Below are 26,292 nucleotides of genomic sequence, written 5' to 3'. Positions count from 1 at the left end.
GGTTTGCTCTCCTCTCCCAGTTGCGGGAGAGGGGCTGGGGGAGAGGGCAGGCCGTTGCTATGCGATAGCGCATCGCTTCGTGAACGCGCAGGCCCTCTCCCCAACCCTCTCCCGAAAGGGGGAGAGGGGGCACACAGTCGGCCTCGTTGCAGGCCTGCAGCAGTCCCTACTCCGGCTGCCCTTTCTCTTTCAGCAGATCCGACAGACTCCGCGCCGCCGGCGTCAGCGGCGTCCGATGCTGTGTCCACCCCATCTGCTTCGCCGGCGTCAGCGCACGCAAGCGCGTAGCCGCCCACCGGAATAGGCGATAAGCCTTCGGATGCGAGAACGCCCCGCTCCAGAAGCGCCAGATCAGATGCTCTGCGCGGCTGAACTTGGCGCCCTGGCCACGCAGCGGGTGCGTGACCTGTTCCTCGGGGTTGCGATTGGCTTCCGTGCGCAGGCGCACCAACAGTTGCGGAATCGGGATGCGCACCGGGCAGACCTCTCCGCATGCGCCGCACAGGCTCGATGCCGTGGGCAGGTCCGCGGTCGCTTCCAGTCCCAGCAGATGCGGCGAGATGATCTTGCCGATCGGGCCCGGATACGTCGTGCCATAGGCATGGCCGCCAATGCGCGTATAGACCGGGCAATGGTTCATGCACGCGCCGCAGCGGATGCACTGCAGCGTCGCGCGCAGCTGCTCGTCGGCATAGGCTTGCGTGCGGCCGTTGTCGAGCAGGACCAGGTGTACTTCGCGTGGGCCGTCGCGCTCCCCTTCGCGGCGCGGGCCCGAGATCAGGTTGAAGTAAGTCGTGATGGCCTGCCCCGTAGCCGAACGCGTCAGCAGGCTCGATAGCGGCACGATGTGTTCGAGCCGCGCCACCACCTTCTCCATGCCCATGATGGCGATATGCACGTCCGGCACCGTGGTCGAGAGGCGCCCGTTGCCCTCGTTTTCCACCAGCCACAGCGTGCCCGTATCCGCCGCCGCGAAGTTCACGCCAGAGAGGCCGATATCCGCCTCGACAAACGCCTGGCGCAAGGCGCGACGGCCGGTCTGTATCAGGGCGTTGACGTCCTCGGTATAAGGCGTGTCGGGGATGTGCTGCTCGAACAGCGTGGCGATATCGCCCTTGGTCTTGTGGATCGCCGGCATGACGATGTGCGACGGCTTTTCACCGGCCAGCTGGACGATGTACTCGCCCATGTCCGACTCGATGCAGGCCACGCCGCGCTCGGCCAGGTAATGGTTCAGCTCGATTTCCTCGCTGGCCATCGACTTGCCCTTGATCACGCGCCTGGCCTGCTTCGCTTGGGCAATGCGATGGATGATCGCGTTGGCCTCGTCGGCGGTCTCGGCCCAGTGCACCTGCACGCCGGCAGCGATCAAATTGCCTTCAAGCTGCACCAGCAGGTCGGGCAGGTTGGCAAGCGCGTGCTGGCGAATCGCTTCGCCCAGGTCGCGCAGGTGTTCCAGCTCATCGGCATCCGGGAACTGCGCCAGGCGCTTGCCCTGCAAGAAATCCATCGCGCCGCGAAAGCTCTTGCGCAGCTTGGGGTCGTCCAGCGCCTCGCGGGCGCGCGTCTTGAAGTCCTGTGACGGGACGAAGTGCAGCGTGCTTTCGCTCATGCCTGGCTCCCTGCGTCGATGTCATCGACGATGACGACCCACATCCGGCGCGGACCATGCGCGCCATAGGCCAGGGTTTGCTGGATATCGGACGTCTTGGACGGGCCGGACACCATGACGAGGTTCGTGGGCATGCCATCGCGCCAGCGTTCGCTGCGCGCGGCCGTGTGCAGGTCGGCATGCAGCGTGGAGGCATGCACCAGCGCCACATGCAGCGGCGGCACCAGCGACACCGTGCGCGGCGAGCCCGCATCGGGCGCCAGGATCAGCGTGCCGGTGGCGGCAAGGCCGGAGCGCGCGACCGTGAAGCCGGCATCGACGGTGTCGAACAGCTCGGCTTTCCATTGCTCGATCGGGCGGTCATAGCCGATGGCTTCCACCTGCGGCGGCAAGGCTTGCTTCAGCGCTGCGCCGGCCGGCTGCGACGGGTCCAGCAGCAGGCGCCGCACACCGGCCTGCGCGAGCTTGTCCGCGAGCAGCGCGGGCCATGCCGAAGCGGTGGTGCGCCAGACCTCGGCGTGCGAGGCTACCAATGCGGCCTGCATCGATGCAACGCGTGCCTCGAATCCATCTGCAATGGGTGCGCATGCGGCGTAGTGCGCGTCGATGCGGCCATCGATCTGCGCGGTGGTTGTCGTACTGGTTGCCGGCGCGGCGGCACGCAGCCGCCCCAGCATGCGTTCGCGTGCGGTGAGTGCGGTCATGCGGCACCTCCGGTACGGCGCCACAGGAAACTGGCAAGGTGTTCGACCTCCAGCGGCGCGCCGTCATGCGCGGCGGTATGCCCGATATTGAGCAGGCAGCCGCAATCGGCCGACACCAGCCGGTTGCAGCCCGTGGCGCAGGCGGAGGCGACCTTGTCGCGCACCATGGCGCCGGAGATGTCCGGGTGCTTGAGCGAGAACGTGCCGCCAAAGCCGCAGCACTCGGATTCGCGTTCGTGTTCCACGCGTGTCACGCCGGGCAGGGCATCGACCATCGCCACGCCATGGGTGCGCGTACCCATTTCTCGACGCGCGCCGCAGGAGGTATGGAGCACGACGCGCTCTGCGGCCAGGCCGCCCGGCAGCGCGTGGCTGAAGTCGACCTTGAGCACGTGCAGCAGGAATTCGGTGAGTTCGTAGATGCGCTCGGCCAGCGCGCGGGCCTTGGGCCCGGCGATGGGGTCATCGGCAAACAGCTGCGGCCAGTGGTGCCGCATCATGCCGGCGCAGGAGCCGGATGGGACGATGACCGGCCACGGCTCGCTGAACAGGTCCAGCTGTGCGCGCGCGACGCCGCGGGCCTGGTCGGGATTGCCGCTGCTGTAGGCCGGTTGCCCGCAGCAGCTCTGCGCGCGCGGAAAATGCACGGTCAGCCCTTCGCGTTCCAGCAGCCGCACGGCGTCGAGGCCGGCCTGTGGCACGAACAGGTCGACCAGGCAGGTCGCAAACAGGTAGACCTGCCTAGGGGCAGCGGTGGGGTATTGCCTGTCCTTCATGTCTCGCTCCATACGCGCTGGCATCGCACGTTCGGGGGCATAATTCCCGCTTCCGCGCTACAGTACAAATTGGTTGGACCACTTTGCGCCGGGATCACATCGGCCGGCGCGGGCGGTCGGGCAACGTCAGGAAGGGAAGGAGCGATGGCAACGGGGACGCACGGAGGCGGGCGCGGACGCGTCGAAGCGGTAATGCGGCGCATGGAGACGGCATTGCTCGACGGCAGCTGGCCCGCGGGCGCGCGGCTGCCGGCCGAGCGCGTACTGGCCGAGCAATACGACGTGGCGCGCAACACCGTACGTGAAGCGATCCAGCGCCTGGCCGCGCGCGGGCTGCTGCAGAGCCGGCGCGGCGCGGGCGTCTACGTGACCGACCAGCTGCGCTCGGGCATCGCCTCGCCATGGGGCCAGCTCGTGGCCGACCATCCGGCGCTGCGCGATGACATCCTGGAATTCCGCCGCGTGCTGGAAGGCGCCACCGCCTACTTCGCGGCGCTGCGCGGCGACGATGAAGACCGCGAACGCATCCGCGGCCTGATGGCGGAACTCGAACGCGCTCGCCTGGTGGACGACAAGCAGGCCGAGGCCGAGGCCGACACGCGCCTGCACGACGCCATTGCGCAGGCCTCGCACAACACCATGTTCCTGCACCTGCATACCAGCGTCATCAGCATGCTGCGCGAACACATCACCATCAGCGGCACCGGCTTGCGCGAAGAGGGCGAGGCCATGTCCGCGCTGCTGCTGCTGCAGCACCGCACCGTGTGCGATGCCATCTGCGCGCGCCGCCCCGAAGAGGCGCGCACGGCGATGCAGACGCATATCGATTTTGTGCGGACGTGGGTGGAGAGCGGTGGCGGGGCGGACAAGAGCGTGGACTAGTTTTAGTTCTACCACCGGGTGCGGGACCGCACGTCCGGGCCTCGCCTCACACCAGCCCGGCGAGGGTCAGCTCGCGCTTCAGGTAGGCGTAGAAGATCGGCCCCGCAATGACGCCCGGAATGCCGTACAGCGTTTCCATCAGCAGCATCACGATCAGCAACTCCCACGCGGCTGCCTGGATGCGCGCGCCGATGATGCGCGCGTTCAGGAAATACTCGAGCTTGTGGATCACCACCAGGAAGAACAGCGACGCCACCGCAATCGGCAGCGATACCGACAGCGACGCCACCACGATGGCCGTGTTCGAGATCAGGTTGCCCAGCACAGGCAGCAGCCCGGCCACGAAGGTAATGACCACCAGCGTCTTCGACAACGGCAGGTGCACATCGAACAAACGCAGCACCACCAGCAGGTAGATGGCCGTCAGCATCGTATTGATGATCGAGATCTGGATCTGCGCGAAGATGAACTGCGCAAACGCCTGCTGCAGTGCCCGCGCGCGCGCCACCAGCGCTGTCGCCAGCGGCCGGCGGTTGGGGCGCGACACCGCGCGGTAGAGTGCGACCATGGCGCCGATGACCATGCCGATGATGATATGCAGCAGCGTGCGCAGGACCTCGGCCCCCAGCTTCTGCGCCATCTGCGCGTGTTCGCGCAGCCAGTGGATCAGGGTGTTGGCGAGCTCCTCGACGGTGCTCGGCAGCGCGCCGCTGACCCAGTCGGGCAACTGGCCGCGCGACTGGTCAATGATGTCGGCAATGTGGTTCATCAGGGTGTCCAGCGTGCCTTCGCCACTGACAAAGCGCACCAGTGCCCAGATTCCGAGCGACAGCGCCAGCAGGATCACGATGGAAAGGATGGCGACCGCCAGCGCGTCGTGCCGCTGGTTCAGGCGCTTCAGGCGCGGGGCGAGCACGTCGACCAGCGAGTACAACAGCAGGCCGGAAAGCAGCGCGGCGACCAGGTTGGCCTGAAGCACCGTCCATAGTGCCAGGGCGGTGAGCAGGTAAGACGCGCCGACCACGGTGAACCACGCCGCGGGAAGCAGGCGAGGGGCGGGCGGCGGGGGTTGGTGATCCATCTGACTCTCCGGCGTAGGGGCTGCCCCGGCGGCATCTGGACGTGCCGGATGCACGATGCTGTCGACGGTAGCGGGAGGTCGATTTTCAGGGCTGGATTGAGACTAGGCAAGCACCTCGAGGCCCATCACGTGGCGGACAACCATGCAAGTCACTGGAAAGGCGCGCGCCTGCCCCACGTTTTCTCGCTTGATGGCACGGAAGCCGATCTCCTAGCATAGAGTCGCCGGCCATTCGACGCGCAAGGCGGAGTACCTGACATGACGGTTACGCATCAAGGGACGGCCGCGAAGACTCAGGAGGTGAAGGCTATGTCTTCCACAAGAATTGAGATGTACGACCACGACGGCGATGGAGTCCTGACGATTCGGGACGATGGCGCCGAATTTTCAGGGGCCACGCTCGACCTTTCGAATCTGTTCGGTGAAGACGTGGTGGCGGAGCTTGACAAGCACCAGTTGCTCGAATGGTGCGAGACGGTCGCGGCCCATCTCCGTAGCCAGGGCGTGACGCCAAGTACAGCCGCGCCAGACAGGTGCGCTGGAAAAACCAGTCAGAGCCGGACAAAAAAGGAACCCGGCGTCGAGGAACTCTTGCAGTCGACGCCTCCGGCATAGGGTTGCAGGCGGCCGCGTGTACGTGGATGGTGGCCAGTTGGTGCAGTCGTTCCTGCGCGACGGACTGATTACCGACCTTGTCGTCACCACCGTGCCGGTGTTGATCGGGGCGGGCAGGCCATTGTTCGGCGCCCTGCCACGCGACTTGGGCCTGGCGCTCGAATCGAGCCGCCACTTTTCCTCTGGGCTGGTGCAGTCCAGCTATCGCGTGCTGCGCGGATGAACGGCCACGCGTGGCCGATTGATGGGTGCGTCCCGCTCGCGGCAGGCAAGCCGCTCCCCTTGCACGCTTACTTCAAGCCCAGCGTGAACGGCAGCAGCAGCGCATTCACCAGCAGCAAGCCATAGGCGACAGTCATGGCCGCCGGGATGTGCGATCGCGGCGCGCCCTGCGCGCGCGCGGCACGGCGCTTCCACAGGAACCCCGCACCCATGCCCAGGATGGCAAGCCCGGAAAACAGGCTCTCCATGGCCATCGCCGCCGGATCGCGTTTCCCCGCGCTGCTGTCGATGTCTTGCGCGACGGCGGGGACAGCCAGCGGTTCGGCGGCGGCGGTCAGCTGCGTCAGTTGCGTCAGTTGCGTCGGGTCGGCAGGTTCTGGTCTGGCTTGCATGACAGGTGGCTCAGGCGGTGTCGCTTCCGCTTGCGCGGGCTGCGCCGGCGCAGCGTTCGCCGGCTCGTGAACAACGGGGTCTGGCGTCGCCGCAAGCGCGGGGGGCGGGGCGGCTGGCCGGACCGGCGCATGGCGCATGGCCTCCCGGTCCCGCCAGAATTTGGCAAACAGGCTTTCCAGGCAGCGTGCCGATTCGCAGGCATCACGCCGCACGCGCCATGCCGCAATGTCCGCGTCCTGGATGGTGCCCTTGTGCAGCATCCTCTGCTGCTCGGCGTAGAGGCGCTCGTAGCGCGCCGAGAGCGCGGAGGACTGGCAGATCAGGTGCCCCTGATGTGTGGGGGCAGGCCGTGAGTCGTCGTCGGCCAGCTTGCATCGCATTCCCGCGCCATACGGGTCTTCGCAGTGAATCGAAGATCCCCCGCCCCGCGGCTTGCATGCGATGTCGGAGGCCCATGCACCGGTGACAGCACCAAGGCTCATGGCGAAGCCGACGACCACGATCGTGGTCCGGCGCACGATGACCCTCTTCATTCTGATTCCCCTTCGAAACGGCCCGAGGTTCCAAGCTAGTCGATAGCCTGCGGGGTACCCAAGTTCGCGCTAAAGCGCGGGTGCGGTAGCGCACTTGGCACGGCGTTGGCGGGGAGAAATGCCTGCTGTCCTGCGCATCGGGCAGAGCGTCGTGTCGGCGCATTCTCCACTTGGCAGCAAATGCAAACTTGGCGGTGCGCAATGCAAATCAGGGCGGCGGCGAAGACCCTATATTGGCCCGGAGCGAACCCACGGACGCGGATCGCGAACCATCCCCACGGAGGAAGACATTGACAGTGAGCGTTCTAAGAAGCATACAGTCCGCCGCCTATGCACTGGGCGGCCAACACGCGGCCGCAAGAGCGAGGCATCTCGCGCGCGATATCCGTGCATTCATCAGCGAGGCCGGCGCCACTTCGAATGACGTGGACGGGGATGATCGGGTGAAAGCGAAGATCTGGCAGAGGACGCGTCGTTGCTCCGAGAAGGAGCTGCTGTTTCTCTATGCCGTGGACAAGGAGGTAGCGATGATTTGCGAAAGCGTCGCGCGACAGCACCTCCAGATGGACATGCTATAGCCGCGCGCAGCCGCATTTGCGGGACTGATCAGCGACCGGGCTTGCCGTATCGTGCTACGATCCGCGCAAATGAAAAAGCCCATCTACTACACCTGCCAGAACCAGTCCTGCGGAGCCCGCTGGGAGTCCACCGAAGTGGTCGTCGCCAACGAGGGCCAGGGCCCACTGTTCCGCTGCCCGATCTGCGGCGCGCGCAATGCGCTGGCCGCCCGCGAAGAAAACGGCGTGACCGTCTATCGTCAACGTCGCACGACGGGCTCCTGACTGCCTGCTTGCCAGCGTCGAATCCCGATTGGATCGGCGCCCGGATATGGAAACAATTGCACCAGTTGCGAGGCAAAACTTGCAGGTGCGCCTTCGTGCTGGCTCCACGCCTCTTATGCCCACGCGCGCGATGCCAGGCCGCTCAGGCCGGATCGCCCCAGCTCACATCGCCTCGGCATGGATTTTGCGACACACCGGGTACTTCGAGTGAAAAGTGCATAGCGAGGAGGTTCTCATGAACATAGTCTGGCTTGTTGGAGCGGTAGTGATCATCCTCGCCATCCTGAGCTTCTTCGGATTGCGATAGGTTCTTCCGGCCGATGGCGGGGGCTGCGAACGGCCTCCGCTCTTTACTTCGCATCGTTGTAGACCGTCGCCCGCGATACACCGAGATGTTGGGCGATGGTGTCCATGGATCGCCGCAGGTCCAGATAGCCCTCTTCCCTGAGCTTCTGCATGAGTGCCTTGCGTTGCTCGGTGCGCAACGCTTGCGGTGTCGTCGCCAGGTTGACCGCGAACTTGTCGATGCGCTCGCGGATCGCGTCGGCGCTGGCCGGGTCCAGCGATTCCTTGGCCGCCTCCCCCTTCGTACCGGAAAATTGTTCGAGCAGGCTGGCGATGCCACGAAACATCGTCACGTCGACGTTCAGGCAAAGGGCGGCAAAGTAATGGCCCGCCGAATCCTTGATGCCGATGGATGTGCTCTTGGCGCGCCTGCCGTCCGAAAACTGGTTGGCGTAGTTCGCCAGGACCTGCGGATAGTTGTCATCGGCAATCCGGGCCAGACCAAGTTCCGTGGCGGGATCCCCCACATTGCGGCCGGACAGGTTGTTATGGATCGCAAGAATCGCGTGCCTCGGAGAACGCAGGTCGTGAACCACCACTTCGGTGAACGGCGCCAGCGTTTCTCCCAGTCCCGCAGCAATCTGCTTTACCTGTTCCAGTATCGCTTGCTGCTCGACCGTGAACTTCTGTTTGGCCATATCTATACATTTCATCCATTTTTGCACGCATTGTATCGGTTATAGGCGAAGCGAAGTGCGGGCGCTTGGCCCGGCTCCTGTCGTCTGCTATACCTCCAATGGTTGTCATGCCGGAGGTGACCGTGCCGCTTGTTTTCCGACCCGCACGCGCTGACGAACTGGCGCGCGCCGAAGAACTGGTAACCCGCAGCATCAACGACCTGACCGTGCGCCACGGGTTCGGGCCGATCGCCACGACGCGGTCTCCGGAGTTCCAGGCGTTCTGCCTTCGCGACGACCCGCGCGGCGTGTGGGTGGCGGAGGAAGCGGGCGAGATGGTTGGCTTTGCCCTGAGCTGGGTCTGCGGTCGGCTCTGGTTCCTGGCGGAACTGTTCGTTGCGCCCGGCCAGCAGGGGCGGGGCATCGGCAATGCATTGCTGGAGCGCACCCTGGAGCAGGCGAGCCAGGCCGGTGCGACCGAAAGAAGCCTGATTACGTTCGCCTTCAATGTCGTGTCCCAGGCGCTGTATGTGCGGTACGGCTTGCTTCCGCGCGTGCCGATTCACTTGTGCAGCGCGGAGCGGGAAGCCATGGCGCGCCATGCGCAAGGACCGGTGCTTCGCGCGACGCCGATCCAGGCCACCGCCCTCGATCTGGAAACGCTGCGGCAGATCGACATCGCGGTCCTGGGCGTTTCGCGGGAAAAGCACCACCGGTACCTGCTTGGCGTTCCCCAGATGGAAGGTGTCTTCTTCGAGGATGGAGGCGAGCGCGTCGGCTATGCCTACGTTGCCGCCACGGGCCACATCGGCCCCATGGCGGTCATGCACGCGCCTGCAATGCCCGGGGCATTCCGTACCGCGCTGGCGATGGCCATCGCGGGAGACGCCAGGCAGATCTCCGTATTCGTTCCGGGGACGAGCGATGCCCTTGCGATTGCGACCGGCCTGGGGATGCGATTCGCGCTGCCAATGGTGTTGATGGCTACGCACGACTGCGGCGACTGGACGCGTTATGTCCCGCGAAATCCGGGCTTCATGTGAGGCCACGCGGCCTGCGCCGGGGCAGGCCTGCGCGGCGCGGCACGGTTCAGAAAATGTCTTCCACGTGGTCCTGTTGCGAGCGAATATCTTCCGGACTGAGAACGATATAGCCGAGGGACCTCAGTAGCTGCACGGCTTCCAGTTCGGCATCGAGATACACCGGCCGTTCAGGGCGTCGCAAGCGCGGCACGGCCAGTTGCGGGAAGGTCGGATGGGCGTTCGACGCGTCATGGCTCTCGAGGCGCCTGGCCGTATGGACGCGGTAGTGATCGAGGTCGCTTTTCCAGCAGACGTCCGCGGCGGCATTGAACCTGGCGGTGCAAAGGCGCAAACGCTTCAGCGCGGTCAGCCAGCGCACGAAGGCGTCGCGATCCGATGGCTCGTAACCCTTCAGCAAGACGTCGATATGGTCCAGCACCGTGTCTCCTGCGGCGGCCTGATCGTCTTCCAGCAGGGAGAGCTCGAGCGCCGCGCGCTGGTACCCGTCCTGGTCGTAGAGCGCGCATTCGCTGGCCAGCACGCCTTCATGCAGCAGCTCGCACAGCAGGGCCCATGTCCTGGGATTCTTGTCGAGCCTGCCTTCGAGCGTGGGATCGAGCTGGCCAAGAATTTCGGGGATGGGGCGATCCGCATTCGACTGGATGGCCTGCACAAAGGCCGTCGCGTTCTCCGATGGCCTGTCGCCGCGTGCCAGCCGCTGCGCGGACGCGTCCTTGAGTTCGCGGATTTCCGCAGCGGTATCGACCGCTTGCTTCCATGCATAGGCTTCGAGGTTCGCCGACAGCTTGCGCGCCGGCCTGGCCAGTTGCCCGGCCAGCGTCTGGACCACGCTCACGCATAGCTTGCAGCGGCACTCCAGGCGGCCCGCGTGCAGAAAGCCGGCGTACAGCCGTTCCTGATGTCCGCAGTGACGGCATTCGACAGAGAATCCGCCCTGCCGCGCCGGCCGCTGCATGGCGAGCAGGCCGTCGACCTGATACTGCGCCTGTCCGTCGCAGCAGGGACACATCCATTGCAGCTTGTGCGCGCCGTCACGCGGGGCCACCGCGCGGTCAAACTGGCGCTCGATGGCACTGCGCGGAATGCCCTGCGATCGCCCGAGCACGTCCGCGGAGTAGCGCCAGTAGCAGTAGGAGTGCGCGGCGGCGGCCGCCTCCGGGCCCAGGCGCAGCAGCGCTGGCAACAGGCCAGCGCTGCGCCGGATGTCGTCCGCGTGCACATCGATCAGCGCTGCCCCGCCCGGCAACACGGCTTCCAGGGCGGCGCGGCTTTGCGCCAGGAAATCCGGCACGTGAACCCGCCGGATAAGGTCCTCGTTCTCGAGCCAGAAGAGGTGCCCGGGGAGGGTCTCCAGCGCCTCGACGCCGGCCCTGACTTCCGATATGCCCGGACAGGCAAGAAATGTGAAAGGCCTACTGAACAGGAAATTATCAGCCATGCGTTTGACAGCGGTATCACCCGCCCACGAGCCTTCAATCACCCCGCTTGGGACCGATTCACCCCTAAACCTTGGCAAAGACGATCTCGGCGGACAACGCTCTTTTCATGGCGCGGTCCGCTGTTGGGGACTTTCCCCTTCTTGTTCTTTGTGGGTATTTTGAATCTCGCACAGATTTGCACCTGTTGCAGGAACAGCATAGGCGATGCCGACGCATCTTTGCAACTTGGGGACGCTGGCCATGGTGCTGCGCGTAGCATCAGTGCGCCGTAGTTCGGAGTTGAAAAGCACAACGCTGCTTCCCTGAACGGACGATCTCGCGGCGCTACCTCTGCGCCAGATTCTCCGAATCTCGCCCAGCCATGCCATCTCCGGCCTCGGGGTCGGGTTCACCATCCCGGGTCGCAATCAACGCCTTCGGCGCCAGCGGAATCAGCGGCAGGATCAGCGCATACACCACGGTGGTTGCCATCACGCAGTAGGTGAATCCGTGCGTGGCGTCGCTGTTGTAGATCCATGAGCCCAGCAGATCGCCGGCGCGCGCCGAGAGCGCGAGAACGCCATCCACCAGCATCATCAAGGTGCCTTGCAGGCCCGGCGGACAGGACCGGATCGCAAGATCGAAATACGCTGCGGTGGCGATGCCGCCCATCAGTCCAATTGGCGCCGCCAGGACCAGGGCGAGATCGGCCGAGTGGATGAATGCCAGCGGAATCATCTGCGGCACCGCGATGATCGTTCCCCACCACAGCAGCTTGCGCAGCGATACGCGCTTGCACAGGAAGCCATAGAGCAGAAAGGTCGGCACGAAGGCGGCGGCGAAGATGCCGTTGTAGTAGGAATAAATCGAATCCGAGGCATGCAGCGTATTGGACAGGTGGAACTGCAGCGGGGTGGCGGAGCCTGGCGCAAAGTTCCACAGAAAGCAGATAAGCACCGCCGGATAGACCGCCTTATGACTGGCCAGTCGCCGGACATTGCCAACGAAATCCGTACTTCTGGCCAGCGGCTTGTCGTAGAGATGCCCGAACACGGACGCGGGTTTCCATCGTGCCAACACCGCTATCAGCAGGTTGAACGCCGCGACCAGGAAGAAGGCGTCCTTCGGGGCAAGATGATCGGACACATAGCCCGAAGCAAAGGCTCCCGCTACAACCGGCACGGATCCGATCACGTTCCAGAGTGCGCTCAGGCGTCCGGACATCAGCTTCTCCTGTCCAACCAGGGCGATCAGCCCCTGATAGGCCGCGGCGACAAAGCGGGACGACGTCATCGCCAGCAGCATTCCGATCAGCAGCCTAGCGTATGAGAAGCCCGAGAATGCCATCCAGAGGCATGCCGCGGCGGTGACCGGCGCGAACAGCAGGAAGAAGCCGCGATCGCGCAGTCCCATCGGGTTCCATTGGTCGCGCGCCAGGCCAAAGGCGAAGGCAAGGTAGACGGGAATGCCGGTCAGCAACCGGAATACGGAGATCTGCGTCGCCGTCGCGTGCAATGCGTTCTTGAGTATGTATGTCGTCTGTATGTCCACCAGCGCGCCGGCCGGCGTGGCCAGATAGATGAACAGGGTCATCCAGCCGAAATACAGCAGGGTTCGGTTGCTGCCTTCAGAACCATTACGATCATTACGACCGGGGTCTGCCTGCATGTTGCGGCTCCGGTTGCCGCCTGGGTGTTGAGCCCGCAAGCCAGTCTCGCGCGGCTCGATCAGACAACGATAAAAGAATAGGCGGTGCACACGTCAGCGCTGGGCAAGAGACTGAACTTCCACGCCTCGGCGAGGCGTTCTCGCCATATGGAGGCAATGTATGCCAGCCCCGGTGCGCGGATGTCCGTAGAGTGCGATGGCCTGCTGTCTTGAGACGGGACTAGCCGAGCCACGACAACGCATCAGCGAGCGACAGCACCGTGCTGCGCGAATCGAACGCCGTGGAAAAGAGATGATCGTGCGCGACCGGGTCGGGGTCGTAGCAGCAGTCCTTGACCGTGAGCAGGCGGAAGTCCGCATCGCTCGCGTAAGCCACCGACGACAGCACCACGCCGGTAGACGCAATCCCCACCATGAGCAAGGTATCGATACCCTGGGCGGACAACCGCAACTGCAGGTCGGTACCAAAGAACACGCTGGCACGATGTGCGATGATGACCGGTTCCGTGGCCTGCCGTCCGAGCTCCGGCGAGACCTGGTCGTTGACGAAAAGACCGAGCCGCTTGATCCCTTGCCCGTTCCGGTTCATCGGACTGATTTCCGGATAGCCCGGACTGAAGTGGATCTTCGCGAAATAGATGCTCACACCGCTGGCCCGCGCGGCGTCGCACAGTCTGCGCGTATTGGCCAGCAGCGCGGGGGCGACCGATGGGAACAGCGCCAGGATGTCGGTCTGATAGTGCATGACCAGCAGAGCCGTTTTTGCGGGAACAATTGGCGACATAGGGCTTCGCGATGAAGGAGCGACGATCGACTCTATCATGCAGGCGCCGACCCACCCAGGCTAATGCAGGTGCCGCAATTTCTCCGGATTGCGCACCACATAGATCGCCGCGATCTTTCCGTCCTCGATGTCCAGCGCGGTCGTCTGCAGCTCCCCGTCCGACTCCAGCGTGACAAAGCCGGGCAGTCCGTTGATCAGGACCGCGCGCACGAAAGTGGAGCCACCCTTCTGGAAGAACTTCGACAGCTGCCCGTGGACCCGCATGACCTCATCGAAGCCCAGCACCGGGTGGCCGATGGCAGGACGCTTGCCGCCGCCGTCGGCATGCAGGCTCACGTCGGCGGCCAGCATGGCGCCGAGCGCGCGCATGTCGCCGCTGCGCGAGGCGTCGAAGAACGCCTTCGCCAGTTCCATGCCGCGCGCCTTCTCGACCTGGAAGCGCGGGCGCGATTCGCGCACGTTGGTGCGCGCCCGCGCCGCGAGCTGGCGGCACGCGGCAGGCTCGCGCCGGATGGTCTTCGCGACCTCGTCGAACTCCAGGCCGAAGACATCGTGCAACAGGAAGGCCGCGCGCTCGAGCGGCGACAGGCGTTCCAGCGCCAGCATCAGCGGCAGCGTGACGTCTTCGGGCTCGTCTTCCTCGAGCACGGGATCGGGCAGCCACGGGCCGATATAGGTCTCGCGCTGGTGCCGCGCGGACTTGAGCTGGTCCAGGCACATCCGCATGACCATGCGGCGCAGGAACGCCTCGGCCACGCGCACCTCGGCACGTTCAGCGTTAATCCAGCGGAGGTAGGCGTCCTGCACGATGTCCTCGGCATCCGCGACGGAGCCGAGCATGCGGTACGCGACGCGGATCAGCTTGCGCCGCAGCGGCTCGAAGCTCGCCGCGGCATCCGTCAGGCTGGTGTCCGTCATCAGGCCGAAGCCCGGGCGGCTTTCGCCGCCGCGGGATCGATCCACAGGCCGAAGCCGACGGCCAGGCGGTTCCAGCCGTTGATGACGTTGATCATGAGCGTGAGCTTCACTTGCTCTTCCCGGGAAAAGTGGTCGTTGAGCGCCGTGCGGGCGCTGTCGAGCGCGTGACCTTCCGATAGCCGGGTCAGCGCGTCGGTCCAGCCGAGCGCCGCGCGTTCGCGTTCGGTGTAGCACGGCGCCTCACGCCAGGCGGACAGCAGGTAGAGGCGCTGCTCGGTTTCGCCTTTCTCGCGGGCATCGGCTGTGTGCATGTTAATGCAGTTCGCGCAGGCATTGATCTGCGACGCACGCACTTCAACCAGCGACACAAGGCTCGGTTCGAGGCTGCCCGCCACGGCGAGCGATGTGCCCATCCAGGCCTTCATCTGGGCGGGGGCGGCGGTAAACGGGTCGAGCTTGGCAGTCATGGTGGCATCTCCTTTCAAGGGGTTACGACGACATGACGAGCCAGCCGCCCCCCTGTGTGACATCGCCGGGGATTTTTTTTCGAATGGCCCGTGACCGGGCCTGCCTGACCCTTCCGATTGGCGGGCCAGCGCCATTGGGCTGTCCGATTTCCCACGTAGAATCTGCCTCCGCCGCCATGTATCGGTGCAATGTCTTAACATTTCGGATGCACGTCGATCTTCTTACTCTTTACCTCCTGGCGATCGGGACGCTGCTCGCCAGTGCGGGCATGACGCTCTGGGAGCATCGCTCCAATCCCCGGCGCAGCAGGTCGTTGCGGATCCTGGCGGCAGGGTTTGCAACGCTCGCGCTGGGCTGCGCCGCCGTGCTGTGCCGGCGGGAACTGCCGGGCGCGCTGGGCGCGGCCCTCAGCAATCTCGTCATCCTCAGTGGCTATCTGCTGGTTCTGGGCGGCGTGGCATCGTTGCGCGGCCGGCGGTATCGTGCCGCGCCGGCTGGCCTGCTCGTCTTGATGGCGCTGGTCTGGGCGGTTGCGGGATCGCGCTGGCAGGACGTCGTGTGGAACTACGTCTGTGCATTGCCGATCGCGCTCGTCAGCGCCATGACCGCCTGGGAGATGCTGCGCTGCGAGGCGATGAAGCGGCTGCCTGTGCGGATGATCGTCGTGGCGGTGGCCGGCGTCCATGCCGTGCTCTATGCCGGCCGCGCGTTCGTGCTGCCCTGGCTGGTCGTCGAGTACGGGCCGGCGATCCAGGCGATCGCGAGCAAGGCCACGGTCTACGAGGGCGTCTTGTACTCGGTGATCCTGCCGATGGCGCTGCTCAAGCTGATCCGCGAGGAAGCGCACGGCCAGCTCCTGCGTGAATCCCAAACCGACTACCTGACCCGTCTCGGCAATCGCCGGTGGTTCTTTGAAGAGGGCGCGCGCGTCATCGATGCCGGGGCAGGGCGCGGCGCGGTGTCCGTGCTTGCGTTCGACCTTGACCAGTTCAAGGCCATCAACGATCTCTACGGCCACCAGACTGGTGACAAGGTGCTGAAGTCCTTCGCCGAAACCGCGCGAACCGTAGTCGGACCCGACGCGATCCTGGCCCGGATTGGCGGCGAGGAATTCGCCGCGCTGCTGTCCGGCGACGATGCCCTCCGCGCCAGGGCACTGGGCGAGACCGTCGCCAGGCGCTTTGCCGAGGCGACGACCAGCCATGCCGACAATCCCGGCGTGGCGGCAACGGTCAGCATCGGCCTGGCGCAGTTCGAAGGCGAAGTGCCGGCGCTGGCCGACGGGCTCGCCGCGGCGGACCAGGCCTTGTATCGCGCGAAATCGCTGGGCGGCAACCGGCTCGAACTCGCGTAAGGCCAGAGGCGTCGCGCCCGCCGTCAGCGGCTCATGGTGCCCTCATGGTGCCCTCAGGGAGTCCTGCAGGCTGAGCAGGTTCTGTGGCGCCACGCGGATCAGTCCGCCGCGCGGGCTGTCGATATCCGCGATCAGCGCGAGCGAAAGCGCTACCGTCAGCGGCAGGATCAGCAGCAGCCCGATCCGCGCGCGTGCGGTCCGCGCGCCGTAGCCCTGCATCACGCTGCTGAACACGGCGATGGCGATCATCAGCCCCCACGCCGCCACCGGAATGCGGTTTCGCCACGCGGCTTCCGCGTACCCCTGCGCGTTGATGACGTCGTTCATGCCGCTGACGGCCAGCGCGGTGATCGGGGTCGGCGTTTTCCGCGCGGCGTCGCGCACGACCTTCCACATCTCGTCCTCGAGCTGCGCCGTGGCGGTGCCGATCGCCTCCAGGCCCTGTCCGTCGTGCGCGCGGTAGTAGCGAATGCGCTGGTCCAGATAGCGGGCCAGCAGCGTCCGGGCCTTGTCGCCGCCTTCCGCGTCCATCAGGTCGGCCCGCAGGTATTCGGTGCCGATCGCGTTGGCCTCTTCTTCTTCCAGGTTCTTGCGCTGGTCGTAACGTCCCACCGCCATCGACAGGGTAAAGCCGATCAGCAGGGCCAGCAGCGTCAGCGTGGCGCCCTGGACGATGGTGAAGTCCTCGCGGTGATCGTCGGCGATCGGCCGGATGCGGCGCAGCACCAGCGCCCCGACAGCCGTGGCCGAGGCTAGCAGGACCAGCAACAGGACAAAGAGGACGGCCGGATGTCGCAAGAGCTGGCTCATAAGCATCCACAAGGAGACGTGCAAGCGGATGGCGCCGGCCCCGCTGAGCGCGATGCCTCATGATCGGCGCATGCCAGGGGAAGCAGGAATGGACCGACGCCCGCTACGGGTAAGCCATTCTATGAACAGTCGCCGCGGCTGAAGCGATGCGTCGAAAAGTTTCAGCCGGCAGAAGAAACCGCTTAAGTCGTCGACGCCAGCCCGGGCGCCACCGCAGGGAAGGAAGGCCGCTGCCATGCACGGTGCGATGGGCTGGCGATGCGAGGCGCCAGGCAGGGAGGACTACAGGCCCGCCCGGGCGGCTTCGATGGCGGCGATGTCGATCTTGCGCATGGTCATCATCGCGTCGAAGGCGCGCTTGGCTGCGGCGCGGTCCGGGTCGGTATAGGCCGCGGTGAGCGCGCGCGGGGTGATCTGCCAGGACAGCCCCCAGCGGTCCTTGCACCAGCCGCAGTCGCTTTCCTGGCCGCCATTGTTGACGATGGCATTCCACAGGCGGTCGGTTTCGGCCTGGTCGTCCGTGGCGATCTGGAACGAGAAGGCTTCGGAGTGCTTGAAGTTCGGACCGCCGTTCAGGCCGATGCAGGGAATGCCGGCCACGGTGAATTCGACGGTCAGGACATCGCCCGCCCTGCCATCGGGATAGTCGCCCGGCGCGCGATGCACGGCGTGGACCGCGCTGTCAGGAAAGGTCTTGGCGTAGAAGTTGGCGGCTTCAAGGGCGCCGCCGTCGAACCAAAGACAGACCGTGTTCTTGCTGATCATTCCGAGTCTCCTTGAAAGGTCGAACAAAGGCATGTGTCGCCGTCACGGGCCTGGCGGATGTGACGGATGCCGGGGGTCGGGTGCCTCCACTGTCTCACACTCTCGTGGCGCGGAGATGTCCGAACTTTTCACCCAGTGAAAATTCCACGCGTTTGATTGACGCCATTTCCGGCCGCTTCCTACCATGGGCGCCAGAGTTTCCCTCGATGAAACCCCTTCCAGCGCACATCGCGCCCAGGAGACAGCCGATGACTGCCTTTGCGCGTCAGCCCATGCTGGCGGCCCTGCCGTTTCTCTGCGCCATGCTTGCCGCGCCCGCAAGCGCCGCCGAAGCGTTCCCGACCAAGCCGATCCGGCTCGTGGTGCCGTTCACGCCGGGCGGTACCACCGACATCCTCGCGCGGCTGGTGGCGCAGAAGTCGGGCGAGGTGCTGGGGCAATCGGTCGTTGTCGACAACCGGCCCGGTGCCGGGGGCAATATCGGGGCCGAAGCCGTCGCACGCAGCACGCCGGACGGCTATACCCTGCTGATGGGAACGCTTGGCACGCAGGTTACCAACCAGTTCATCTACGCGCGCATGCCCTATGACAGCGCGCACGAATTCGCGCCCGTGACCCTGGTGGCCAATTCGCCGAACGTGCTGCTCGTGAACAGCACGCTGCAGGCCAACTCCGTGAGCGAGCTGGTTGCGCTCGCGAAGAAGGAGCCGGGAAAGATCAACTACGCGTCGACCAGCACCGGTGGTTCTCCCCATCTCTCCGGCGAGCTGCTGAATGCAATGGCGGGCATCACCATGCAGCACGTGGCCTACAAAGGCGCGGCGCCCGCGATGACGGATCTGCTCGCGGGACAGGTCAACCTGATGTTCGACAACCTGCCCTCCGCGCTCGCGCAAATCCAGGCGGGCAAGGTGAAGGCGCTTGCCGTGACCAGCGTGAAGCGGGCATCGGTGCTGCCTGCCGTGCCGACCGTGCGCGAATCGGGACTGCCCGGCTACGAGGTGAACTCGTGGTTCGGCTTGCTGGCACCGGCGGGCACGCCGCCGGAGCGCGTGCGCCAGCTCCAGCAGGCCGTCGACAAGGTGCTGGCGATGCCCGACGTGCGCAAGCGCATCGAGCAGCTCGGCGCCGAGCCGGGCGGCGAAGGCTCCGCCGCGTTCGCCGCGCAGATCAAGGCCGATACCGAGAAGTGGTCGCGCGTGATCAGGACCGCTGGCATCAAGGCGCAGTGATTGGCTCATCCGCATTGCAATCCACTCGGCAACTCCGACACTTGACATCATGACCCAGAAGACTACGCTTCGCATCGGCTCCGGATCGGGCTGGTGGGGCGACCGCGTGGAACCCGCGGAACGCTCCGCGCGGCTTGGCAAGCTCGACTACCTCTGCTTCGAAACCATGGCCGAGGCGACCGTATCGGCCGCGCAGGTGCGCAAGCGGCGCGATCCGTCGTTCGGCGGCTACGACACCTATCTCGATGAACGCATGCGCGCCGTGCTGCCTCATTGCATCGCGAACGGCACGCGCATCATCAGCAACCAGGGGTGGATCCATCCGCTCGGCGCGGCCAGGCGCGTGGCCGAGCTATGCCGGGAACTCCGGCTGCCGGACGTGAAGATCGCCGCCGTGACCACGACCGATCTCACCGGCAGCATCTGCGAACTCGATCTCGCCTTGCTGGAGAGCGGCGAGCACGTGTCGACGCTGCGTGAAACGCTGATCAGCGCGGAACCCTACGAGGGCGTCGGCCCTATCGTCGAAGCGCTGCGTGCGGGGGCCCAGATCGTGATCACGGGCCGCGTCGCCGATCCGTCGCTGTTCCTTGCGCCGATGATTCACGAATTCGGCTGGCAGGCCGACGATGTCGTGCGGCTGGCGCGCGGCAGCGCGATCGGCCACCTGCTCGAATGCGGGGCGCAGGTGACGGGCGGCTACTTTGGCGATCCGGGCTACAAGGACGTGCCCGAGCCGTGGAACCTTGCGTTCCCGATCGCCGAGGTGGAATCCGACGGCAGCGCCGTGATTTCGAAAGTGCCGGACAGCGGCGGCCGCATCGACCTGCAAACCGTCAAGGAGCAGATGTTCTATGAAGTCCACGATCCGCGCCGCTATATCACGCCGGATGTGATCGTCGACTTCTCGACCGCCGTGCTGGAGCAGGTGGGCCCCGACCGCGTGCGCATCAGCGGCGTGAGCGGACTGCCGCGCACCGATACACTCAAGGTCTCGCTGGGCTGCGCGGAAGGCCATATCGGCGAAGACATGTTCTTCTATGCCGGCCCGGGCTGCCTGGAAAAGGCCAAGCTGGCAAAGCGCATCCTGGAGCAACGCTTCGCCATGGCGGCCTTGCAGGCCGACGAACTGCGCATCGATTTCCTGGGCGTCAATGCCGTGCATGGTGCGGCGTCCCCCGAGCCGGCCTGCGAGCCCAACGAGATCGCGGTGCGCGTGGCGGCTCGCACGCGCACGCGTGAAGAAGCGGCCAAGGTGGGCCGAGAGATAGACAGCATGGCCGTGTGCGGGCTGGCCTCGACCGGCAAGCGCGTGCCCCACCAGGACCGCACGCGCGAGATCATCGGCGTGTGGTCGGCACTGGTGCCGCGCGCATTGATCCGGTCGCAGGTCCAGTTCCTCTGATGGTCCAAAACGAACCGGGAGACGTCATCATGCGCGTACCGCTGCGCCGCCTCGCCCACAGCCGTTCCGGCGACAAGGGCAATACTTCCAACACGGCCGTCATTGCCTATGCGCCGGAGTTCTATCCGCATATCAAGCAGCAGCTCACGGCGGACGCCTTCAAGGCGCACTACGGCACGCTGATCACCGGACCGGTCACGCGCTACGACGTGGACGGCCTGCAGGCGCTCAATTTCGTCGCCGAAGGGGCGCTGGGCGGCGGCGTATCGCGCAGCCTGGCCATCGACAACTACGGCAAGGCGCTGGCCAGTGCCGTGCTGCGCTTCGAGGTGGAGATTCCTGACACGCTGGCATCGCTGCTGCGCGGTCCACGCTGAGCGCCAGCGGGCACCACGACGCGCGTCCACGCGCCGGTGATGCGGCGCGCTTCCTGCCGGAGCTGGCGCGCCATGGCGGCTTCGCGGCCGCGGATGCGGCCGCTCAGCGCCGCCACGCTGAGCGCGCCGATGGGCCGCCCTTCGTAGTCGAGGATCGGCACGGCGATGCCGCCCATGCCGTCCACCACCCAATCCAGGAACAGCACATAGCCGCGCGCGCGTGCCGCGTCGGCCTCGGCGGCGATCGATGGCGCGTCGAGCCGGGGATAGCTTTCGAGCTTGCGCGCGGTCTGCTGCAGGCGCCGCGCGCGCTCGGCCGGCGATAGCCACGCCAACACTGCAAGGCTGCCTGCGCCGACACCGAGCGGACGGCGTGTGCCGACCGTCACGTAGTTCGCATGCACCGGGAACGTCCCCGTGACGAGGTCCGAGCATACCGCCTCGCCCCGGCTGGCCTCGGTCAGCACCGCGGTGTCTTCGAACGACTCCTGCAGCCGCTGCAAGGCCGGATGCGCCAGCTGGCGCAGGTCGACACGGCGCTGCCCGACGTCGGCCAGCTGGAACACCTCGGGACCGATGCCATAGCGCCGCTTGTCATCGCGCGTGGCGAAGCCTTCCTGCACCAGCATGTCGAGCAGGCGCGACGTGGTGGCGGGGTCGAGGCCGGTGGCGCGCGCCACGTCGCTCATGCGGCGCACTTCCGGGTCGGAGAGCGCGCGCAGCACCGCAAGCGCGCGCTGCACGGGGGAGGGGCGCGACGTCATGGCGCGGTGCCTAGCCGAGGGTCCGGTCAGCCATGCCTGGACGCCCCCAGGGTGTCGCGCTTGATCTTCTTCGCGAGCGACCACTTGTGGACTTCGGTCGGGCCGTCGTAGATCCGGAACGCGCGCAGTTCGCGGAACGCCTGTTCGACGATGGTGTCGCGCGACACGCCGTTGCCGCCCAGGATCTGCACGCAGCGGTCCGCGACGCGGAACAGGGCTTCGGACACGGCCACCTTGGCCATCGAGCTTTCGGTGGTGCCGGCGGATCCCGTGTCGAGCACGCCGGCGCACCAGTCGATCATCAGCGCCGCCTGCTGCAGGTCGATCAGGTTTTCGGCCAGCATGAAGCCAACGCCCTCATGGTCGATCAGCAGCTTGCCGAAGGCCTTGCGCGTGGTGGCGTAGGCCCGCGCGATCTCGTCCGCGCGCGCGACCGTACCGAACCAGCGCATGCAATGCGACAGCCGCGCCGGCGACAACCGGACCTGCGCATAGCGGAAGCCTTCGTTGGCTTCGCCCAGCACCTGGTCCGCCGGCACGCGCAGGTTGTCGATCACGACCAGCGCATGGCCGCCCGGCATCGAGCTGTCGATGGTGTCGATCACGCGCTCGGTGCGGATGGCTGGGTGGGGCAGGTCGACCAGGAACATGGTGGCCTGCGCGCGTTCGCCATCGCCGGTACGCGCCATCACGATGCCGACCTTCGCGCCTTCGGCGCCGGTGATGAACTTCTTGCGGCCGTTGATGACCCACTCGTCGCCATCGCGAACGGCAGTGGTGCTCAACATCGTCGGATCCGACCCCGCGCCGCCGTCTTCGGCGGGCTCGGTCATGAAGAACGCCGAGCGCGCGTCGCCGCGCACGAGCGGCTCAAGAAAGCGTGCCTTCTGCGCGGCGGATGCCACCTTGCCGAGCAGGAACATATTGCCCTCGTCGGGCGCCATGGTATTGACGGCGACGGGGCCGAGCGGCGACAGGCCCGAGCGCTTGAGCACGGCGGCGGTTTCGCGCTGGTCCAGGTGGCTGCCATCGGCAAGGATGTGCGGCGTCATGACGCCTGCCGCGCGCGCCTTAGCGCGCAGCTCCTCGACCAGTTCGGCGGTGGGGCCGTGCGCGGTGCAGCGCGGATCTTGCTCGTACGGGGCCACGACATCGCGCACGAAGCGCTCGACGCGGTCAGCGATCTGCTTGCTGCGCTCGGTAGGGCAGGGTGTGAACATGGTTGCGTTTTCCCTCAGAGGGTATTGACGAGGTGGCCGCCGTCGACGGCCAGCACGGCGCCCGTCATATAGCGCGAGGCATCGGAGGCGAGCAGCAGCAGCGGCCCGTCCAGATCTTCGAGCTGTCCCAGGCGGCGCTGCGGAATGCGTTGGATCAGCGCCTTGCCGGCATCGGCCTGCCAGAAGTCGCGGTTGAGTTCGGTGTCGATGTAGCCGGGGGCGATGGCGTTTACGCGAATGCCATGGCGCGCCCATTCCAGCGCGAGGGTCTTGGTCAGTTGCACGACGCCGGCCTTGGACACGGCATAGGACACCACGCCGCCCGCCTGCCGCAGCCCGAGGATCGACGCCACGTTGATGACGCTGCCGCCGCCGCGTGCGCGCATGCCGGGGGCGAGGGCTTGCGCCAGGAAGAACATGCCCTTGAGATTGGTGTCCATCACGCTATCCCAATCTGCTTCGGCATGCGTGAGGGCGGGTCCCTCGCGAACCAGGCCGGCGTTGTTGACGAGGATGTCGATGGGCCCTGCGTTTTCCGCCAGCGCGCCGCGCGATGCGGCACTGGTCACATCCAACGCCACGCACCTGGCGGGGCCGTACTGTTCCACCTGCTTCGCGACCGATTGCAGCGCGTCGATGCGCCGTGCCGCCAGCACCACTTCCGCGCCATGTGCGGCGAGCCGCTGCGCAAAGTGCGCCCCCAGCCCGCTCGATGCCCCGGTAACCAGCGCCCGCTTGCCGGCAAGGCCGAGCAACGTCTCTCCCATCAAGGTCTCCGTCTGTTTGCATGACAGGACCGGATTGTAGGATGATTTCATCCTATGTCAACGGCTTCGGACATTGATGCCCGGCCAATCCATTAGAATCGCGCCCGTGCCAAGAACGACCTTCTCTTCCCCTGATATGTCCAGCGATACGCCCGTTGCGTCCGGCCCGGCGGGCCGCAGCGCTTCCGATACAGTGTTCTTCGGCATCGTGAATGGTCTGGAGTTGGGCGGCTTTTCGCCTGGCCAGCGGCTGGTGGAAACCGACCTGGTGGCGCATTTCGGCGTCGGCCGCAATTCGGTGCGCGAGGCACTGCAGCGGTTGGCGGCCGAAGGCATTGTCGATCTTCCGCGTCATCGGGGCGCGATCATCCGGCGGTTGAGCCTGCAGGAAACCCTGGACGTGCTGGATGTCGCGGAACGCATGACTGGCCTGCTCGCGCGCGCGGCCACGCGCGGCTGTGCGAATCGCCAGCTTGTGCAGGCCTTGCGGGCTTCGGTACAGGGACTGGTCGCGGCGGAAAAGGCTCATGACGTGGAGGCCTTTTCCGGTAGCCGGCGGCACTTTTACCGCACGCTGCTGGAGATGGGCGACAACCGTGAATTGCGGCGACTCTTTCCAACCATCCACATGCCGATCGTGCACGCGCAGCACCGGCTCGCTTCGCTGCCACGGATGCGGCTGGATGACTATCGGCGTATTGCAACGGCCGTGCTTTCGGGCGATCCTGAAGCGGCCGAGGCGGCCGGGGCGGCGCATGTGCAGAATGTGAGGGGAGCGATTTTGGGCAGGGAGACGATGGCCAGGGTTTGACGGGGTGTCGTGCTTGGCAGACGCCGCTGTTTCGCAGGCGTAGCCTGCGTCATAAAACGCGTTGACTTGTCCTAACGGACGAATATTGATCGTGCTTCGGGCCCCGTCATAACCAGAGAACCCCACCGGCTACGCCAGCCCGCCAAGCACAACCATCCCCGGAATCCCTCCTTCACCAAAGCCCGATTTACCTTCAATGGGTTATGGGCAAAGGCCGATGCCAACCAGCATACTGACCCCGCATTCATCAAAGCAGCCACGTGCACGCGCTTGGGCAAGAACAAGAAAACAAGCGCCGCAATTTCAGCCATCCGACGGCAGCCGGTACGAAGGTACTCTGAACCGCGCCGCCGTGGGTTTTTGCGGGGAGGTGGGATATGTTTGCCGGATTCCAGGCATTGCCGGGCACCATCGTGCCATTCCAGTACGACATGCTGTTGGTGGGACTGTCTTTCCTGATCTCGGTGTGCGGCGCCTACGCCGGGCTGCGATGGTCGCGCCGCATGCGCGGGCGTGACGGGCGCGTCGATATCGACCGCCTGTTATGCGCCGCGGCCAGTATTGGCGGCGGCGCCGTATGGTCGATGCACTTTATCGGCATGGTCGCCTACCGCACGCCAACCCATCGCGAATTCGACATGTTGCTGACCCTGCTGTCGCTGCTGGCGGTGATGGTGCCGGTCGGCGCAGGCCTTGTCATCGCCTCGCGCCGACAAGGCAACCGCACCCGCAATGCCGTCAAGGGCGGCGTGCTGACAGGCCTCGGGGTCGTCGCCATGCATTACACCGGCATGGCGGCGATCCACTCGAATACGCTGTTCGACTGGAATCCCTTCATCGTCGGACTGTCCGTCCTGATCGCGGTCGTGGTCTCTGTGATCGGCCTGTGGCTGGCGACCACGGTAAAGAGCGGCCCGCTGCAATTTGGCGCCGCCATCGTGATCGGCCTCGCGGTTTGCGGCATGCACTATACGGGTATGTCGGCCGGCACCATGATCTGCACCAGCCCAACCTACTCGCCGGATCTCTTCGCGATCGAGGGCGGCAATGTCGGCTATGCCGTGTTCGCGATGACCCTGGTCATGCTGATGGTGACCCTGCTGATCGAAGCCAGCCGCAGCGGCCGCATCGCGCGTGCCGCGGAGGCAAGGACGCGTTGAACGCGCCTATGCTGCGGTGAAGGCCAGCGCCAACGCGTGCTCGCGCACGTCCGCCGGCCAATCCGCGATCAGTGCCCCGACGCGCGCGCGATCATCCGCGAACAAGGCGCGCGTTGCTTCCTCAAAGCCCGGCAGGTCGCCGGCAATTGCCGACATGAAGTGATACGCGCGCTCCTGCGCAACGCGGCGATGGTCGCGCTGCGCGTTGGCGCGCCGCGCCTCTTCCACCAGCTTGCGCAACGCCACCGAAGCGCCGCCAGGCTGCTGCGCGAGCCAGTCCCAGTGGCGCGGCAGCAACGTGACCTCGCGCGCGACCACGCCAAGCTTCGGGCGGCCTCGGCCGCGAGGTTCGTTCTGCGCGGCTTCATCGTCGACGTGTCCAGGGCCAGTTGCCTCCGTGCCCACGGCCGCAAAGCGCGCGACGACCTCTTCATCGGTGCTGCGCAGGTCGATATCGATGGAGCGTCCCGTCGCATTGTCGAACACCAGGAGGGGCCCGGCGGCCCTTTGCGCGGCCGCACGCCTGACCGCGAGCGCGACGGCGCCAAGCGGACCGGAGGCGATGCGACGATGCCCGTCGAAGGCGATATGGGACGAAATCAGAGCGGCTGGGTGCATGGCGGGCTGCCGTGGTGGTGAAGTCGCCCAATTTATACCCGGATAAAATAATTGTCAATAATATCCGGGTAAAAGTATCGCTACTTGC

At 65.8% G+C, this 26,292-nt stretch carries 27 protein-coding genes and 1 pseudogene; 11 read left to right on the top strand and 17 right to left on the bottom strand.

Annotation, left to right across the window (positions count from 1 at the left end):
- Positions 1–166 precede the first annotated feature (166 nt).
- From ACIGJC_RS27735 to ACIGJC_RS27725, 3 genes are read right to left on the bottom strand one after another with little or no spacing between them, the layout of a single operon-like run.
- Positions 167–1,612 (bottom strand): LutB/LldF family L-lactate oxidation iron-sulfur protein, encoded by a 1,446-nt coding sequence (locus ACIGJC_RS27735; protein ID WP_483712718.1) that lies wholly within the window; start codon positions 1,610–1,612, stop codon positions 167–169.
- Entirely contained in the window at positions 1,609–2,316 is a 708-nt protein-coding gene (locus tag ACIGJC_RS27730; RefSeq protein ID WP_483712717.1) for a LutC/YkgG family protein, read from the bottom strand. Before ACIGJC_RS27730 ends, ACIGJC_RS27735 begins: the two co-directional genes overlap by 4 nt.
- The gene (locus tag ACIGJC_RS27725) at positions 2,313–3,092 is read right to left on the bottom strand and encodes a (Fe-S)-binding protein (protein ID WP_483712716.1); all 780 of its coding nucleotides are present in this window, start codon (positions 3,090–3,092) and stop codon (positions 2,313–2,315) included. The genes ACIGJC_RS27730 and ACIGJC_RS27725 overlap by 4 nt, the downstream gene beginning before the upstream one ends.
- A 192-nt stretch (positions 3,093–3,284) precedes the next feature.
- On the opposite strand from ACIGJC_RS27725, the gene ACIGJC_RS27720 reads away from it, so the two are divergent.
- Positions 3,285–3,974 carry a FadR/GntR family transcriptional regulator gene (locus ACIGJC_RS27720; RefSeq protein WP_483712715.1) on the top strand — a complete coding sequence of 230 codons (690 nt, stop codon included), beginning with the start codon at positions 3,285–3,287 and terminating at the stop codon, positions 3,972–3,974.
- 46 nt (positions 3,975–4,020) lie between these two features.
- Here the strand turns inward: ACIGJC_RS27720 and ACIGJC_RS27715 are convergent, their stop codons facing one another.
- A complete protein-coding gene (locus ACIGJC_RS27715; RefSeq protein WP_483712714.1) occupies positions 4,021–5,055 on the bottom strand; it encodes an AI-2E family transporter in 1,035 nt (344 codons plus the stop codon).
- A gap of 258 nt (positions 5,056–5,313) precedes the next feature.
- Between ACIGJC_RS27715 and ACIGJC_RS27710 the strand changes: the two genes are divergently transcribed.
- Both ACIGJC_RS27710 and ACIGJC_RS27705 read left to right on the top strand, forming a co-directional pair.
- The gene (locus ACIGJC_RS27710; protein WP_483712712.1) at positions 5,314–5,670 is read left to right on the top strand and encodes a hypothetical protein; all 357 of its coding nucleotides are present in this window, start codon (positions 5,314–5,316) and stop codon (positions 5,668–5,670) included.
- 13 nt (positions 5,671–5,683) lie between these two features.
- Positions 5,684–5,893 (top strand): annotated as a pseudogene (locus ACIGJC_RS27705) (dihydrofolate reductase family protein); the annotation flags it as partial.
- A 67-nt stretch (positions 5,894–5,960) separates the two neighbouring features.
- Here ACIGJC_RS27705 and ACIGJC_RS27700 read toward each other — a convergent pair.
- On the bottom strand, positions 5,961–6,818 hold the full coding sequence (locus ACIGJC_RS27700) for a GntR family transcriptional regulator (protein ID WP_483712711.1): 858 nt from the start codon (positions 6,816–6,818) through the stop codon (positions 5,961–5,963).
- Between the two features lie 647 nt (positions 6,819–7,465).
- Between ACIGJC_RS27700 and ACIGJC_RS27695 the strand changes: the two genes are divergently transcribed.
- Positions 7,466–7,660 (top strand): hypothetical protein, encoded by a 195-nt coding sequence (locus ACIGJC_RS27695; protein ID WP_483712709.1) that lies wholly within the window; start codon positions 7,466–7,468, stop codon positions 7,658–7,660.
- A gap of 350 nt (positions 7,661–8,010) precedes the next feature.
- On the opposite strand, the gene ACIGJC_RS27690 is transcribed toward ACIGJC_RS27695, so the two are convergent.
- Positions 8,011–8,643 carry a helix-turn-helix transcriptional regulator gene (locus tag ACIGJC_RS27690; RefSeq protein ID WP_483714418.1) on the bottom strand — a complete coding sequence of 211 codons (633 nt, stop codon included), beginning with the start codon at positions 8,641–8,643 and terminating at the stop codon, positions 8,011–8,013.
- A 122-nt stretch (positions 8,644–8,765) separates the two neighbouring features.
- On the opposite strand from ACIGJC_RS27690, the gene ACIGJC_RS27685 reads away from it, so the two are divergent.
- On the top strand, positions 8,766–9,665 hold the full coding sequence (locus tag ACIGJC_RS27685) for an N-acetyltransferase family protein (RefSeq protein ID WP_483712707.1): 900 nt from the start codon (positions 8,766–8,768) through the stop codon (positions 9,663–9,665).
- A 46-nt stretch (positions 9,666–9,711) separates the two neighbouring features.
- Here ACIGJC_RS27685 and ACIGJC_RS27680 read toward each other — a convergent pair whose 3' ends face one another.
- The 5 genes from ACIGJC_RS27680 to ACIGJC_RS27660 all read right to left on the bottom strand — a co-directional run bounded on the left by ACIGJC_RS27680 (position 9,712) and on the right by ACIGJC_RS27660 (position 14,920).
- Complete coding sequence (locus tag ACIGJC_RS27680; protein WP_483712705.1) at positions 9,712–11,103, bottom strand: hypothetical protein; 1,392 nt, start codon at positions 11,101–11,103, stop codon at positions 9,712–9,714.
- Positions 11,104–11,428: 325 nt separating this feature from the next.
- Positions 11,429–12,751 carry an MFS transporter gene (locus tag ACIGJC_RS27675; RefSeq protein WP_483712704.1) on the bottom strand — a complete coding sequence of 441 codons (1,323 nt, stop codon included), beginning with the start codon at positions 12,749–12,751 and terminating at the stop codon, positions 11,429–11,431.
- A gap of 220 nt (positions 12,752–12,971) precedes the next feature.
- On the bottom strand, positions 12,972–13,574 hold the full coding sequence (locus ACIGJC_RS27670) for a cysteine hydrolase family protein (RefSeq protein WP_483712702.1): 603 nt from the start codon (positions 13,572–13,574) through the stop codon (positions 12,972–12,974).
- A 21-nt stretch (positions 13,575–13,595) separates the two neighbouring features.
- Positions 13,596–14,453, bottom strand: coding sequence for a sigma-70 family RNA polymerase sigma factor (locus tag ACIGJC_RS27665; protein ID WP_483714416.1), 858 nt, complete (start codon positions 14,451–14,453; stop codon positions 13,596–13,598).
- A complete protein-coding gene (locus tag ACIGJC_RS27660; protein ID WP_483712701.1) occupies positions 14,453–14,920 on the bottom strand; it encodes a carboxymuconolactone decarboxylase family protein in 468 nt (155 codons plus the stop codon). Before ACIGJC_RS27660 ends, ACIGJC_RS27665 begins: the two co-directional genes overlap by 1 nt.
- 206 nt (positions 14,921–15,126) lie before the next feature.
- On the opposite strand from ACIGJC_RS27660, the gene ACIGJC_RS27655 reads away from it, so the two are divergent.
- Complete coding sequence (locus ACIGJC_RS27655; protein ID WP_483714415.1) at positions 15,127–16,275, top strand: GGDEF domain-containing protein; 1,149 nt, start codon at positions 15,127–15,129, stop codon at positions 16,273–16,275.
- A 42-nt stretch (positions 16,276–16,317) separates the two neighbouring features.
- Here the strand turns inward: ACIGJC_RS27655 and ACIGJC_RS27650 are convergent, their stop codons facing one another.
- Positions 16,318–17,085 (bottom strand): bestrophin-like domain, encoded by a 768-nt coding sequence (locus tag ACIGJC_RS27650; RefSeq protein WP_483712699.1) that lies wholly within the window; start codon positions 17,083–17,085, stop codon positions 16,318–16,320.
- Between the two features lie 282 nt (positions 17,086–17,367).
- Positions 17,368–17,850: a VOC family protein gene (locus ACIGJC_RS27645; RefSeq protein ID WP_483712697.1), complete on the bottom strand. Its 483-nt coding sequence runs from the start codon at positions 17,848–17,850 to the stop codon at positions 17,368–17,370.
- A 248-nt stretch (positions 17,851–18,098) separates the two neighbouring features.
- Here ACIGJC_RS27645 and ACIGJC_RS27640 point away from each other — a divergent pair, with 248 nt between their 5' ends.
- Genes ACIGJC_RS27640 through ACIGJC_RS27630 form a run of 3 tightly spaced genes read left to right on the top strand, consistent with a single transcriptional unit; the run spans position 18,099 to position 20,864 of the window.
- On the top strand, positions 18,099–19,082 hold the full coding sequence (locus ACIGJC_RS27640) for a Bug family tripartite tricarboxylate transporter substrate binding protein (RefSeq protein WP_483712695.1): 984 nt from the start codon (positions 18,099–18,101) through the stop codon (positions 19,080–19,082).
- Positions 19,083–19,131: 49 nt separating this feature from the next.
- Entirely contained in the window at positions 19,132–20,487 is a 1,356-nt protein-coding gene (locus ACIGJC_RS27635; protein WP_483712694.1) for an acyclic terpene utilization AtuA family protein, read from the top strand.
- Positions 20,488–20,516: 29 nt separating this feature from the next.
- Complete coding sequence (locus ACIGJC_RS27630) at positions 20,517–20,864, top strand: AtuA-related protein (protein ID WP_483712692.1); 348 nt, start codon at positions 20,517–20,519, stop codon at positions 20,862–20,864.
- Here ACIGJC_RS27630 and ACIGJC_RS27625 read toward each other — a convergent pair.
- The 3 genes from ACIGJC_RS27625 to ACIGJC_RS27615 are packed head-to-tail and all read right to left on the bottom strand — an operon-like array spanning position 20,777 to position 23,615.
- On the bottom strand, positions 20,777–21,628 hold the full coding sequence (locus tag ACIGJC_RS27625; RefSeq protein ID WP_483712690.1) for an IclR family transcriptional regulator: 852 nt from the start codon (positions 21,626–21,628) through the stop codon (positions 20,777–20,779). The two genes, ACIGJC_RS27630 and ACIGJC_RS27625, sit on opposite strands and share 88 nt — an antisense overlap.
- A 26-nt stretch (positions 21,629–21,654) precedes the next feature.
- Positions 21,655–22,848, bottom strand: coding sequence for an acyl-CoA dehydrogenase family protein (locus tag ACIGJC_RS27620; protein WP_483712689.1), 1,194 nt, complete (start codon positions 22,846–22,848; stop codon positions 21,655–21,657).
- Positions 22,849–22,862: 14 nt separating this feature from the next.
- A complete protein-coding gene (locus ACIGJC_RS27615) occupies positions 22,863–23,615 on the bottom strand; it encodes an SDR family NAD(P)-dependent oxidoreductase (protein ID WP_483712687.1) in 753 nt (250 codons plus the stop codon).
- Positions 23,616–23,751: 136 nt separating this feature from the next.
- On the opposite strand from ACIGJC_RS27615, the gene ACIGJC_RS27610 reads away from it, so the two are divergent.
- Both ACIGJC_RS27610 and ACIGJC_RS27605 read left to right on the top strand, forming a co-directional pair.
- The gene (locus tag ACIGJC_RS27610) at positions 23,752–24,426 is read left to right on the top strand and encodes a GntR family transcriptional regulator (protein ID WP_483714414.1); all 675 of its coding nucleotides are present in this window, start codon (positions 23,752–23,754) and stop codon (positions 24,424–24,426) included.
- Positions 24,427–24,803: 377 nt separating this feature from the next.
- The gene (locus ACIGJC_RS27605) at positions 24,804–25,586 is read left to right on the top strand and encodes an MHYT domain-containing protein (RefSeq protein WP_483712686.1); all 783 of its coding nucleotides are present in this window, start codon (positions 24,804–24,806) and stop codon (positions 25,584–25,586) included.
- A gap of 6 nt (positions 25,587–25,592) precedes the next feature.
- Here the strand turns inward: ACIGJC_RS27605 and ACIGJC_RS27600 are convergent, their stop codons facing one another.
- Complete coding sequence (locus ACIGJC_RS27600) at positions 25,593–26,204, bottom strand: DUF2239 family protein (RefSeq protein ID WP_483712684.1); 612 nt, start codon at positions 26,202–26,204, stop codon at positions 25,593–25,595.
- Between the last annotated feature and the right edge of the window lie 88 nt (positions 26,205–26,292).

It is taken from the genome of Cupriavidus sp. C3SS-1 (genome assembly GCF_057073755.1).
This window is presented reverse-complemented; position numbering and strand designations above follow the sequence as displayed.